The organism is Croceicoccus hydrothermalis (genome assembly GCF_022378335.1).
In the GTDB taxonomy this organism is placed as follows: Bacteria; Pseudomonadota; Alphaproteobacteria; order Sphingomonadales; family Sphingomonadaceae; genus Croceicoccus; species Croceicoccus hydrothermalis.
The window spans coordinates 20,544-33,427 of sequence record NZ_JAIQCI010000007.1; the positions used below are offsets into that span (position 1 = coordinate 20,544).

General features: G+C 61.5%; 11 protein-coding genes. 9 read left to right on the top strand and 2 right to left on the bottom strand.

The window, feature by feature from the left end; translation table 11 throughout:
* Nucleotides 1-26: 26 nt before the first annotated feature.
* From K4G67_RS07305 to K4G67_RS07325, 5 genes are all read left to right on the top strand, one after another.
* Nucleotides 27-998: a DUF4861 family protein gene (locus K4G67_RS07305; protein ID WP_239805730.1), complete on the top strand. Its 972-nt coding sequence runs from the start codon at nucleotides 27-29 to the stop codon at nucleotides 996-998.
* Between the two features lie 104 nt (nucleotides 999-1,102).
* Nucleotides 1,103-2,290, top strand: coding sequence for a DUF2264 domain-containing protein (locus K4G67_RS07310; RefSeq protein WP_239805731.1), 1,188 nt, complete (start codon nucleotides 1,103-1,105; stop codon nucleotides 2,288-2,290).
* A gap of 34 nt (nucleotides 2,291-2,324) precedes the next feature.
* Entirely contained in the window at nucleotides 2,325-3,341 is a 1,017-nt protein-coding gene (locus K4G67_RS07315; RefSeq protein WP_239805732.1) for a family 43 glycosylhydrolase, read from the top strand.
* Between the two features lie 482 nt (nucleotides 3,342-3,823).
* Nucleotides 3,824-4,312: a hypothetical protein gene (locus tag K4G67_RS07320; RefSeq protein ID WP_239805733.1), complete on the top strand. Its 489-nt coding sequence runs from the start codon at nucleotides 3,824-3,826 to the stop codon at nucleotides 4,310-4,312.
* Nucleotides 4,309-6,726 (top strand): M10 family metallopeptidase C-terminal domain-containing protein, encoded by a 2,418-nt coding sequence (locus tag K4G67_RS07325; RefSeq protein ID WP_239805734.1) that lies wholly within the window; start codon nucleotides 4,309-4,311, stop codon nucleotides 6,724-6,726. The genes K4G67_RS07320 and K4G67_RS07325 overlap by 4 nt, the downstream gene beginning before the upstream one ends.
* A gap of 761 nt (nucleotides 6,727-7,487) precedes the next feature.
* Here K4G67_RS07325 and K4G67_RS07330 read toward each other — a convergent pair.
* Entirely contained in the window at nucleotides 7,488-8,150 is a 663-nt protein-coding gene (locus K4G67_RS07330; RefSeq protein WP_239805735.1) for a TetR/AcrR family transcriptional regulator, read from the bottom strand.
* A 173-nt stretch (nucleotides 8,151-8,323) separates the two neighbouring features.
* Here K4G67_RS07330 and K4G67_RS07335 point away from each other — a divergent pair, with 173 nt between their 5' ends.
* Genes K4G67_RS07335 through K4G67_RS07345 form a run of 3 tightly spaced genes read left to right on the top strand, consistent with a single transcriptional unit; the run spans nucleotide 8,324 to nucleotide 9,286 of the window.
* Nucleotides 8,324-8,677, top strand: a complete 354-nt coding sequence (locus tag K4G67_RS07335; protein ID WP_338026410.1) for an aldo/keto reductase — start codon at nucleotides 8,324-8,326, stop codon at nucleotides 8,675-8,677.
* 34 nt (nucleotides 8,678-8,711) lie between these two features.
* Nucleotides 8,712-8,861: a hypothetical protein gene (locus tag K4G67_RS07340; RefSeq protein ID WP_239805737.1), complete on the top strand. Its 150-nt coding sequence runs from the start codon at nucleotides 8,712-8,714 to the stop codon at nucleotides 8,859-8,861.
* Entirely contained in the window at nucleotides 8,861-9,286 is a 426-nt protein-coding gene (locus K4G67_RS07345; RefSeq protein ID WP_239805738.1) for an aldo/keto reductase, read from the top strand. The genes K4G67_RS07340 and K4G67_RS07345 overlap by 1 nt, the downstream gene beginning before the upstream one ends.
* A gap of 111 nt (nucleotides 9,287-9,397) precedes the next feature.
* Here the strand turns inward: K4G67_RS07345 and K4G67_RS07350 are convergent, their stop codons facing one another.
* On the bottom strand, nucleotides 9,398-10,144 hold the full coding sequence (locus K4G67_RS07350) for an alpha/beta fold hydrolase (RefSeq protein ID WP_239805739.1): 747 nt from the start codon (nucleotides 10,142-10,144) through the stop codon (nucleotides 9,398-9,400).
* 753 nt (nucleotides 10,145-10,897) lie between these two features.
* Here K4G67_RS07350 and K4G67_RS07355 point away from each other — a divergent pair.
* Nucleotides 10,898-12,877: a protein-L-isoaspartate(D-aspartate) O-methyltransferase gene (locus K4G67_RS07355; RefSeq protein WP_239805740.1), complete on the top strand. Its 1,980-nt coding sequence runs from the start codon at nucleotides 10,898-10,900 to the stop codon at nucleotides 12,875-12,877.
* The last annotated feature ends 7 nt before the right edge of the window (nucleotides 12,878-12,884 follow it).

The window sequence follows — 12,884 nt, forward strand, 5'->3', positions numbered from 1 at the left end:
TACTCCGGGATGAAAAGAGGGTGGGGATGAAGAACCTGATCGACCGGCCTGCGGGGCGTTTGCCATTGGCGGCGATGACCGGCGCCCTGTTGCTCGGCGCGGCGCCGCAAGTGCTGCTCGCAAAAGACGGTGACGATGCACGTCCGCCGCAGGCAGGCACATTGCCGCCGCCAGCCGACCGGAATGCCGCGGCCGTGGTCACGCTTGCCGATTACCGTTACGACGATCTCCTTTGGGAGAATGACCGGGCCGCATACCGCATATACGGCCGCCCCCTCGAAGCGGCAGAGCCGCCGTCCGGCTCCGGCATCGATGCATGGGGCAAGAAGGTGCGCTGGGCGTTTGCCGACAGACAATTGCGGACCGGCGATCAGCACAGCTTTCATGGCGAGGGCATCGATTTCTACAATGTCGGAACCGGGCGCGGCGCAGGCGGGCTCGGCATCTGGCATGACAACAAGCTTTGGACGTCGCGCAATTACGAACGCTATCGGATCGTGTCCTCCGGCGGGGACATTGCCGATTTTTCGGTCGATTACGCACCATGGCCGGTCGATCTCGACCGTTCGGTGCGCGAAACCCGGCGCTTTACCCTGCCGCTCGGCACGCATTTCACGCGGATGGTCTCCACCATAACGTCGAACACGGACGCGCCCTTGCTGGTCGGAATCGGCATCGGCAAACGCGCCACGGGGCCGCAGGCGGGCGAGCTTAGGGTCGATGAGAAGCGCGGCGTGCTGTCCTGGTGGGGGCCGCAGGATGGCGAACACGGGCGGATGGCGGTGGCGCTTCGCGTAGACCCCGCGATGATCGCCGAGGTGCGGCAGGATTTCGACAATCACCTCGTCATCCTGCGCGTGCGGCCGGGTGAGCCTTTCGTCTATTACGCAGGCTCGGCCTGGAGCATGGACGCGGGCGGTTTCGATACGCAAGAGAAATGGAACGCATATGCGGCGGGAGAAATGCTCGATTTCACGCCGCCGGGGGAGGGGAACTGATATGTTGAACCGCAGAATGATGCTCGGCACGATGGCTGGCGGCGCGGCGCTCGTGGGGGGGTGCCGGTTCGGCCGCCGCCCGTCAGGGGGCCACGGTCTATCCCATGGCCGACAGACCCCTGCCCGACGGGGCGAGCGACCGTGCATTCTCGCTTTCCTTGCTACAGCAGATGAGCGAGCCTGTTCTCGGCCTGATGTCGAGGGGCAGGTTGCGGCGCCAATGGACCCCGGAATTGAGCCCGAGTTGGGACGGGCGCGATCCCGGCGTCGCCTATCTCGAAGCGTATGGGCGGCTGCTCGACGGGATTGCGCCCTGGCTCGCGCTGCCGGACGATGGAACGGCCGAGGAGCGGATGCGCGCGCGGTTCCGGGACGAAGCGTTGCAGGCCATGACCCATGCCGTCGACCCCAACAGCCCCGACTATCTGACATGGACGGGGCATGGGCAGGCGCTTGTCGATTCCGCCTTCCTGACAAGCGCCTTGCTGCGCGCGCCGGATGCGCTGTGGGCACCGCTGGACAAGACGACGAAGCAGCGGCTCATCAAGGAGATCAAGGGGCTGAGGCGGGTCGATCCGCCGTATCAGAACTGGATGCTGTTCGCCTCGATGAACGAGGTGTTCCTGCTATCGATCGGGGAACAGTGGGATCCGATGCGGGTGCATGTATCGATACGCAAGATGCTGGAATGGTATGTCGGCGATGGCTGGTATGCCGATGGCGAACGTTTCCACTTCGACTATTACAACAGCTACGTGATACAGCCCATGCTGGTTCAGATTCTGGCCACGCTGGTCGATGCGGGTGCCTCGATCACGAACCTCGACGTACCGGAGGAGCTGGCCCGTGCCGTCCGCCGCGAACAACGTTATGGCGAGCATCTGGAGCGGCTGATCGGTCCCGACGGTGCCTATGCCGCGATCGGGCGTTCGCTCACCTATCGCACGGCGGTGCATCAACCTTTGGGGCAGCTGGCCTGGATGGAAAAACTGCCCGACGTGCTTCCCCAGGGGCAGGTGCGCGCGGCGACCATGGCGGCGCAGCGGCGCGTGTTCGCCGACAAGAGCAATTTCAATGCGGACGGGTTCCTCACCATCGGCTTCGCGCGGCATCAGCCTACCCTCGGCGATGTCTATTCCAATGCGGGCAGCATGTATATCGCCTCCGAAAGCCTGATGGCGCTGGGCCTTGGCCCGAACCATTCCTACTGGACCGATGCGCCGATGGACTGGACCATGCGGCGCGCCTTTGCCGGGCAGGATTTCCGCAAGGATTATCCGGTCGGCTACTGAACGATGGCACCTCGTGGCGTAAGGGAGAGTATATTTGTTTCACCGGTTTTCGATCACATTGCTCGCCACATGCGCATTCGCGTTGACGGGATGCGAGCTGCCCGAACGCGCGGAACCGATGTCTGCCGCGCAAGGCGTCGCCGCATCGGGGTGCAATCCTTTGTTCCGCAATCGTTTCACGGCCGACCCCGCGCCATTGACCGTGGGCGACCGGCTCTATCTCTATGCCGGCCACGACGAAGGAGACGAGGGTTTCCGCATTGACGAGTGGGTTGCCTACTCCACCACCGACATGAAGCATTGGACCGATCACGGCGCCTTCATGAAGCCCACCGATTTCGCCTGGGCGGAGGGGGAGGCATGGGCTGCCGAAATGGTGGAGAAGGATGGCAAGTTCTACTTCTACGTCACGGTCGAACATGACGACACCCATCCCGGCAAGGCCATCGGCGTCGCGGTCGGCGATAGCCCGACCGGCCCGTTCACGGACGCGCGCGGGTCGGCGCTGATCCTCGACAACACGGACACCTGGCGCACGTGGAGCGATATCGATCCCACCGTTATGATCGACGACGATGGTACGCCGTGGATGATGTGGGGCAATTCGAACCTGTATCTTGCCAGGTTGAAGTCCAACATGATCGAATTGGATTGTGCGCCCCGCGAATTGAAGGTGACGAATTATCTGGAAGGGCCGTGGCTGCACAAGCGGGACGACTTTTATTATCTGACCTATGCCTCGATCAAGGAACCGGAGCAGAAGGCGGAGCGCATATCCTACGCGACCGCGCCTTCGGTCGAGGGGCCGTGGACCTATCGCGGCGAGCTAACCGGTGCGGCGCAGAACAGCTTTACAATTCACGCGGGAATCGAGGAATTCAAGGGCAACTGGTACTTCTTCTACCACAATGGTGCACAGGCTATCGCGGGACGGGAGGGGTCCGAATTCCGGCGTTCGGTGGCGGTCGAACCGCTGCATTATGGCGATGACGGCTCGATCCAACCGATCGTCCAGACACGGCAGGGCGCCGGTACTGGACCCTGTCCGTAACGGAACAGCCGGCATCCCTGCCGCGGATGTGCATACGGCCTGTCGATCGCCAGCCGGCCCGATGGCCCGTGCGGTGTTTTTGGGGGCCACATCCGTCAGGAAACCGTGGTGGGACAGGTCCGGCCAGAGGTTCGCAGGCGACATTGACCGCCGCTGGATAAGGCGCGCGGGAGGTTCTTCCCGTTCATCGAATTTCGAACGCCCTCGCATTGGCCGTCCAACGCAAGCGACCCGGGTGCCAGCCGCCCGGGTTGATCGGCAGAACCTAATCAACCGGAGAAGGCACCTCTTGCGACCCGGAAAAGCGGTTTACATGCGACTGATGTTTCACAGGCCCGTTTTGGAATTGAATATGCGGACAGATGAAGTATTGGTTTGATCAACGGGCCATTGCGGCGCTGCATCATTTCATGGGGGTTTGAATTCGCTTTGCGATCTCGTCTGCTTTGGTGCTTGCCGCAACTGCAGGCGGAGCGTGTGCCGTGTCGTCGCAGGTGATACCGCATGACCCTGTGGCATCGCGCGTGAACCCAGATGTTCCGCTGGCGTTTCGCGGCGTCGAACGTATGCAGATACTCTGTCTGCTTCAGGCCGAAGAGGGCGTCGCATCCGAAACGGATCGTGCCCGGATATGCGAGATGGTTTCCCGTCTCGCGACGCATGATAACGCGATTCCGGTATCTGTAATCTCCCTTGGCGATGCGCAGGTCATGACGGCGGGACGCCTTACGCTTCTCGTTCATGCTTCCCTTGCGGTGGATGGCGGGGTGGCATTCACCATGCGGCCGTTCCGGCCCATGCTCGATGGATCTGAGGTTCTTTTCGGATCCCGCCCGCGCGTCGCACAATTCGATGATGATGCGGCGCTCGAAACGGCGATTGCTGCATCTCTCGATGAAATTCTTCCATGGCGTGCGCGCAATACGGCGCCCCGCAAAATTGACAGTCCAACCCGACGAGGAAACGAATGACCGATTATGCAATCCGCAGCGCGATTGATTTCACCTGTCAATGTGGCGCGTGCCAGAACGGTCTCGATCCCCGGATCGAATCGGGGGTAGGCGATACGCTTACCTTGCCGGTCGATGTCCTCGATGCTTCGGCTGACGCGCTTGCGGGCACGACGGCGCCGAATGGCAAGCCGATCTGGTCGGTTGAACAGATCGCCGCGCACCTCAACCGCACGGGGGCAAGCTGGAACGACGGACCGGACCCTGCGCCGCAACGATTTGACGACGATCCGGATACGATCACCTTCGGCTTCTTTGAAAACGTGGATGAAGTGGGCGCCAACGGCTATGCCTATAACGTCGGCGAGGATGTCTACGCGCTCGACGAATATTTCAACTTCGCCTCTTTTGGAGAGGCGCAGCGCGCCGCCACGCGCGATGCCATGCAAAGCTGGGACGATGTGGCCGCAATTCGCTTTATCGAAACCGATGCCGACAACGCCGACATCAATTTTGGCAATCTCGCGAATGCGCCACAGACGCAGGCCTATGCAAGGCTGCCGTTTGCTACACTGACCGCCGACCCCGATCTCAACGCTCAGGTGCAGGGCATTGCCGGCGACGTATGGGTTTCGGCCAGCCAGGCAAGCAATTACCAACTCGACATCGGCGGCTATGGCCTTCAGACGCTCACGCACGAGGTCGGGCATTCACTGGGACTATCGCATCCCGGTGCGTATAATGCAGCGCCCGGCGTTTCGTTTACATACGGGAACAATGCCGAATATTTTCAGGACAGCCGCGCCTACACCGTGATGTCCTATTTCGCCGCCGGGGCGACCGGGGCGCAGCATTTCGATTTCAACCTGTCGACCACCGTCTATTCAGCGGTGCCATCCATTCATGACATCGCGGCAATTCAGGCGATGTACGGCGCGGATATGACGACGCGGACCGGCGATACGGTCTATGGCTTCAATTCGAATGCGGGTCGCGACTGGTACGATTTCGACAAGAACCCGGCGTCGGTCATGACGATATGGGATGCCGGCGGGAACGACACGATCGACGCATCCGGATATGACACGAACCAGATCATCGATCTGCGCGAGGGCGCGTTGTCGAGCATCGGCGGCGTAACGCTCGCATCCGCGCTTTCGTTCGAGGAGGTGAATGCAAACCGGGCCGCGGCCGGATTGCCGCCCGTTCCACGCCAGGTCTACGATTCGAACATGGCGATTTTCGCGGCGAACCCCCGGCTTGGCGGGCTGATCGACAATGTCGGCATCGCCTATGGCGCCCAGATAGAGAACGCGATCGGCGGAAGCGGCGACGATCTGTTGATCGGCAACGGCGTCGCCAATATCCTGAATGGCGGCGCGGGCATCGACACGGCAAGCTATCGCTATGCAACGGCGGGCATCGCGATCACGACGTCGGACCGGACCGGCCGCGGCGGCGATGCGGCGGGCGACACATATATCTCGATCGAACGGTTCGAAGGGAGCCAGTTCGCCGACGTCCTGTCGGGCGGAAATGGCCACAGGGACGATTATCTGTCCGGTCTCGGCGGAGACGATCGGATCGAGGGTCGCAACGGCAATGATACGCTGCTCGGCGGCGCGGGCGATGATTACATCGATGGCGGCGAGCACGACGATTTCCTGGACGGCGGCGAGGGGAACGATACGCTGCTCGGCTCCAACGGGAAGGACACGATCTATGGCGGCGCCGGTAACGATTACATCGACGGCGGAGAGCACGACGATCAGCTTTTTGGCGGCAGCGGCGACGATCAGATTTTCGGCCGCAACGGGAAGGACACTATCTCCGGTGGGGCAGGCGACGATTTCATCGATGCCGGCGAACATGACGACGTCGTAGATGGCGGCGAGGGCGATGATATCATCATGGGCCGCAATGGACGTGACGTTCTGACAGGCGGAGAGGGTAACGACTACCTCGATGGCGGCGAGCATGACGATTTCCTGGACGGCGGCGAGGGTGACGATCACCTCATCGGTGGCAATGGTCGCGATACGCTGATCGGCGGGGCCGGCAATGACGTGCTCGAAGGGGGGCAGCACGATGACTTGCTGATCGGTGGCGAAGGGGCCGACGTCATGACAGGCGGTCAGGGTCGCGATACGTTCCTGTTCGAAACGGCGGATGGCGCGACCGACCTGATAACCGACTTCGAAACCCGTCAGGACCGTATCGATCTCAGCAAGCTGGACGCCGTGTCTGGCACCGATGCGCTCGACCGTTTCACCTGGATCGGATCGGAGGAGTTCACGGGCACCGCAGGCGAGCTTCGTTCCTTTGCCGAAGATGGGGAGTTTTTCCTGGCCGGAGATGTCGATGGCGACGGGTCGGCGGACCTTTTGATCGTATCGACAACGCAAATACACCAATCCGACATCGTTTTCGCCTGAGGCGAGGACAGGGCCGGGAAGTCGAGCGGCATTGTCAGAAGGGCGGTGCCTCTGGCCAATTGCGGAACGCGGGGTGGGGATGGAATGCCCGAGGCATGAAATCCCCCCCCGGTCCGGTATTCGAATTGTCGGCGGAGAGCATTCCTCTGGTCGTTGTCGATGTTTCGCGGAATGTCGGACCGAGGGATCGACCTGCGCGTTTAGTTGCGGCTCTGTTGGAATCAGTTTGTGCGCGTCTTTACGGCGGGCATTCGCTGCAAACGCGTTAGCAGGAGGCGGGATTCTCGCCTTTAACGGGCATCTCGGCGAAATGTACGCCCGCCCGGGTAATGGGATGGTGTATTTGTGGAAAGGCGCTCTTTGTGAAATCAGAGAGTGATTTACATCCGACTAACAGGTCCGCCGTGCGGATATGCTTGATCGTCGTACGCGATGCACATCTGATGGTATCGAACCGAACTCGCTCAGCGCTGGCTCCTGGCTTCGGAAAAGTGTGTATTGCTCCGGGATGTTCGTAAGGCTCTGGTCCACCCCAATGTCGAGGATCGAGCCGTTATCCTCGCCGCCGCGCGCGCCATCGCGGGTTGGGCAGGGCGCCCTGTTTATCGCCTCTGGTCTGGGCCAGGGTTTAATAGCGGTCACCGCCGACCTGTTTCGACAAAAGCGGGAAACTCGCCTATTCCCGGTCCGCTTGTGACCCCTATGCTACCAGAGCCGGCATCCCTTAACCGGTCAACAAACTCGCCATTCGTCCGCGACGATCATTCGCTGCGTATGGCAGGCCATGCGTTGAGCGCGGCCCACACGACCGCCCGAAGCGCATCACGGTCCGCTCCGTCCCGTGCCATGATGGACAGCCCTTGCATGACGGCGATGACGAGGTCGGCCAGCGCAGCCGCTCCGACATCTGACGGCAAAAGTGCGTCAGACTTGTCCCGTTCGATCCGCGCCTCCAGAATGTCGCGCAAGTCGCGGCGATAGGCCGCCACGGCCTCTCGCACATCGGCGGCCGCGTCGGAGCCGGTCGCCGTGGAACTGGCAAGCAGACAACCGCGCGGCGTATCGTCCCCCGTGAAAGCGACAGCAGCCCTTTCCAGTACGGTTCGCGCGGCTTCGCGAGAATTTGCCGCGGCATCGATGGCCGAAGCGACCGCATCCATATCGCCGACATAAAGCCGCACCGCCTCTAGAAAGAGCCGCCGCTTGTCGCCGAACGCGGTGTAGAGGCTTGGCGCCGTGATCCCCATGGCCCTGGTGAGATCGCCGACCGACGTTGTCTCATACCCATGCGCCCAGAAAGCGAGCATCGCCTTTTCGAGCGCCGCGTTGCGGTCGAACGACAGCGGGCGACCGGTCCTGCGGCGATCATTGCGGTCAGAATGCGGGATGAAATCCATAGTGTTCGTTACGAAATTCTTTGGCACGCGTCCAAAACCTGCGAATACGCTTTTCATAACGTTCGCTATGAAAGACTTCCCATGTCTCTTACAGATTTTCGCACCCTTGGCCGTTCGGGCCTTGTCGTGAGCCCGCTTGCGCTGGGCACCATGACTTCTGGCTCGGCGACTGGGGTGCGGACGAGGATCGCGCACGCGCAATCTTTCACGCCTACCGCGAGGGCGGGGGCAATTTGATCGATACCGCCGACATTTATTCGGGCGGCGAGAGCGAGCGAATGGTCGGCAAATTCATGGCCGACACCGGATCGCGCGACGAAATCGTGCTGGCGACCAAGTTCGGTTTCAACCCCTCGGCGAGTCCGCTTGCCGCATCGCAAGGCAGCGGCGGCAACCCCAACGCTGGCGGCGCGGGCGCGAAAAACATTAATTGTGCGTCCGACGGATCGCTCAGGCGGCTCGGCACCGATTACATCGACCTTTACTGGATGCACATCTGGGACGGGGTGACCCTGGTCGGCGAAATCGTGCAAACCCTTGGCGATCTCGTGTGAGCGGGCAAAAATCCGTTACTATGGCTTTTCCGACATGCCGGCCTGGGGCGGCGCCAAGGCGGCCACCATCGCTGCGGAACGCGGCGTTCCCGGCCCCATCGCTATGCAACTCGAAGATGCGCTGGTCGCTCGCGGCGTCGAGGCCAACATTTCCCCGCAGCCCGCGACGGCGGCATGGGCGTGATGCCGTGGAGCCCGCTGGCAGGCGGGTTCCTGACCGGCAAATACAGGCGCGACGATACGTCCGACACCGGCCGGCTCAGCGGCCCCAACCCGTTCGGCGACAGCAAGTTTACCGACCGCAACTGGACCATATTACAGGCGGCGGAGAGTGTAGCGCAGGAACTCGGTCATACCGTGGCGCAGATTGCCCTTGCATGGACATTGGCGAGGCCGGGCGTCGCCTCGACACTTATCGGCGCCAGCAAGATCAGCCAGCTCAAGAGCAACCTGACCGCGACCGACATCGTCTTGAGCGCCGAACACATGGCCCGGCTCGACGAGGCCAGCGCGCCCACGCCGGGCTTCAGCGACATGTTGACGTCGCGCGATATCCGCAAGATGGTCCATGGCGGCCATGCGGTGAGCGGGTGGGACGAGCAGCAGTGACTGCGCAATGATCGCCTGACCGAAGGGCGGCAGATGTTCGGTTCTCCGTAAATCGGACAGTCGGCAGGCGGCCCGATCGCGGTATTCCAGAATCGCCGCGAAACTTGAAGCTCATCCCTTTTCGCACGCCATCAAATCCGCCTCGATGACGTCGAACAGGCGTTGGCGCGCTTGCAGATTGTGCCAACCATGGTCGGTATTGCGATAGGTCGTCAGACGCGCCTGTGGCCAGATGTCGCGGTAACGCCGGGAACAGGCCAGCGCCACGATCTCATCCTGCTCCCCATGGTGCAGAAAAGCCGGACCGCGATAGCGCTCGATCCCTGCATAAGGATCGAAATCTCGCATTCCCTCCACGAATGCAGGACCGAGCGCCTGACCTCCCAGATCGAAAGGCTCGTCGGTGGTGATACGATCGAACGGCTCGCCCATTATCATGCCGTTTGCGATTTCATCCACGCTCGAGGCGGCGGGGGCGAGCAGGGAAAGGCTCAGAAACCGAGCAGGCTCACGGCTCGCAAGCTGCGCCAGTTCCATCGCACCGAGCGAATGGCCTATGCAGTGCGCGGGCCTGTCGAGATGGTCGAGCATGACGGCGAGCTGTTCGATCTCGTCCGGCACGTTCACATCGAGGAAGCGACCATCGCTTTCGCCATGCCCCGCCCGGTCGAAACTGATGACGGAAAAGCCCGCGCGCACCAGCCGGCGCGCAAGGTCCACGAACATTCGACCGGAGCCGGTGCGCGTATCCGAAAATCCGTGTACCAGCAGGACCGATCCCCTGTCGCCGCCAATGAAACGGGCGCCACGCAATGTGCAGTTGCCATACACTATTTCGATGGGCCTGATATTGCTCATTTTTTTGCGCCCTTTATGCAAAAATGGCAACCGCATCCTCGTCGGTTCGATGCGAAGACAGCCGCCGCCATATATTGAATGAAATTGAATGGTTCACGAGACGGGCATGGGTTGCCCGTCATTTTATTGAGCATTGCAAACGGGGCAAGCCGTGTGTCGTGGTCATGGCCGTTCGAGACGTTCCACAAAGTCGTTCGTCGCTTGATCACAGCAGAAGGCGGGATCGCGAGCGTACTTCATTACCTTCACTGTAAGGATGCCGACGACATAGCAGGTCATTTTTGCCCTGAAAGACGAACCCGCCAAATTCCAGGAATGTCGTCCAAACGCAGTGACCCCTGCAGGCTTCCGATACTGCGGCAATGCTGAAATAATCTCTTTACGGCGCACGATGACGCTGATGCAAAGTGGTCGGGCCAATCGCAAAATGCATGCTATGAAATGCTATGATTAAAGCCTGGCGCGCGCGTTCGTTATCGGGGCGTGCAACCGACAAAATCACTTCGGCTCCCAGAATAGCGCCGAAGCATCGGCAGACTTTTAGGGGGCGGAGTTCGAACATTTGCCCTGCTTTCACCGGCGAAAGCTCCCAAAACACATAGGCAAACGATGGGATGTAATCGCGCGTTTACCCCAGCGATTTCGATCGACCGATACACGAACGAAGCTCTCGTATGTGCGCAAGTTGACGCCCGAAAGCTGGTGCAGCAGCAGTTTTTCGGATCGTTCGGCCTGGTCGCCCATTAAGACGATATGACGGACGACGCGCATTACAGCGCCGATCGTGCCGCGATGGTCACGCGGCAGATCGAGGCGAGGGGGATCGACGATCCCGCTATTCTCAAGGCGTTTCGCGCGGTTCCCCGCGAACGCTTCGTTAGTGATGACCTCAAGCAATCTGCCTATAACGACGAGCCTCTGCCGATTGGGGAGGACCAGACGATCAGTCAGCCCTATATCGTGGCATGCGTGATCGAAGCGGCCGGGTTGTCGCCGGGTGCGACAGTGCTCGAAGTCGGTGCCGGCAGCGGATACGCCGTCGCTGTGATGTCACGGATTGCCCGACAGGTCTATGGTATCGAGCGGCACGAGCCTCTCGCCAACGATGCGAAGGACCGGATCGATACGCTGGGCTACGGGAATTGCACGATAGTGCTCGGCGACGGGCAGGACGGGCTTCCCGAGCATGCGCCGTTCGATGCGATAATCGTGTCTGCGCGAACCGGGGATGTTCCCCCGGCGCTCAAACGACAGCTCGCGATTGGCGGGAAGCTTGTCATCCCTATCGGCGACGAAGATATGCAGCAATTGCGCTGTATCGAGAGGACCGGGCCCGAGGATTGGAAAAGCCACGATATTACCCCGGTGCGCTTCGTTCCCCTCCTTCCCGGCGTCATGGCGCAGGACGGCTCGCCCGCGGCGACCGAGCATCGCGCCACATCGAAACGGACCCTGTCGGAGATGGTTGCCGAGGCTGCGATACGCCTGCCTCCTATAGAGGACGAGACATTTGCGCGCGCCTTCGATCGCTTTGCCGACAAGCGGATCGTCATGCTGGGCGAAAGCAGTCACGGCACGCATGAATTCTACGCGGCGCGGGCGGCGATCACGAAGCGGCTGGTCGAACACCACGGCTTCACAATCGTCGCGGTCGAAGGTGACTGGCCCGATGCGGCCGTCTACGACCGCTATATCCGCGGAAAGGAAGCGGACAGGGATGCCGCGCCGCCGTTTCGACGCTTTCCGACATGGATGTGGCGCAACACTGTCCTGCCCGGCTTCCTGACCGATCTTCGCGAATATAACGCGGTGCGCAGCGAGCATGAACAGGCCGGTTTCTACGGGCTCGATATCTATAATATGTCCGGATCGATCGATGCGATCCTTGCCTATCTCGACGAACACGATTCCAAAGCCGCCGCGATGGCGCGCGAACGGTATGGTTGCCTGACCCCGTGGCAGTCCGACCCGGCGGCATACGGGCACGTCGCCATGCAGGAGGGGTTCGCCGAATGCGAGGATGCGGTGGTCGCCCAATGCCGCGCATTGCTGAAAACCGCGATCGAGCATGACCGCGGCTCGTTTTCTGCTGCGATGAACGCGCGGCTCGTCGCGTCGGCAGAGCGTTATTACAGGGTCATGTACCACGGCGGCGCCGAAAGCTGGAACCTGCGCGACGGCCATATGACCGATACGCTCGCGCATCTTCTCGACAGGGGCGGACCGGATGCGAAGGCGGTTGTCTGGGCGCATAACAGCCATATCGGCGATGCCCGCGCTACGGATATGGGCGCGGTTCGCGGCGAACATAATCTCGGCCAGCTCGCGCGCGAGCGTTGGGGCGAGGATGCGGTGGCTCTCATCGGCTTTGGTACGCATGGCGGCACGGTCAGCGCGGCCGACGAATGGGGCGGCGATCGCAAGGTCAAGCGCATCAACCCCTCGCGCCGAGACAGCTACGAACGGGTGTGCCACGATAGTGGCGCCCTGCGGTTCCTGCTCGACCTGTCGGGGGATGCGCGACTGCGCGACCGTTTGTCGGAGCCGCGGCTGGAACGGTTCATCGGGGTCATTTACCGGCCGGAAACCGAACGCTGGAGCCATTATAGCGAAGCGATACTGCCGCGCCAGTTCGATGCGTGGTGCTGGTTCGACGAAACCCGCGCGCTTCAGCCGCTTAAAGAACACGAGCCGTACCGCACGACGGCGGAGACCTTTCCGTTCGGCGTTTGATCAATAC

What these genes read in the sequence shown, in the direction of transcription:
- K4G67_RS07355 (WP_239805740.1), top strand. Translation starts at nt 10,898, where the DNA reads ATGACGGACGACGCGCATTACAGCGCCGATCGTGCCGCGATGGTCACG.
- K4G67_RS07340 (WP_239805737.1), top strand. Translation starts at nt 8,712, where the DNA reads ATGCCGGCCTGGGGCGGCGCCAAGGCGGCCACCATCGCTGCGGAACGC.
- K4G67_RS07325 (WP_239805734.1), top strand. Translation starts at nt 4,309, where the DNA reads ATGACCGATTATGCAATCCGCAGCGCGATTGATTTCACCTGTCAATGT.
- K4G67_RS07305 (WP_239805730.1), top strand. Translation starts at nt 27, where the DNA reads ATGAAGAACCTGATCGACCGGCCTGCGGGGCGTTTGCCATTGGCGGCG.
- K4G67_RS07345 (WP_239805738.1), top strand. Translation starts at nt 8,861, where the DNA reads ATGCCGTGGAGCCCGCTGGCAGGCGGGTTCCTGACCGGCAAATACAGG.
- K4G67_RS07350 (WP_239805739.1), bottom strand. Translation starts at nt 10,144, where the DNA reads ATGAGCAATATCAGGCCCATCGAAATAGTGTATGGCAACTGCACATTG.
- K4G67_RS07310 (WP_239805731.1), top strand. Translation starts at nt 1,103, where the DNA reads ATGGCCGACAGACCCCTGCCCGACGGGGCGAGCGACCGTGCATTCTCG.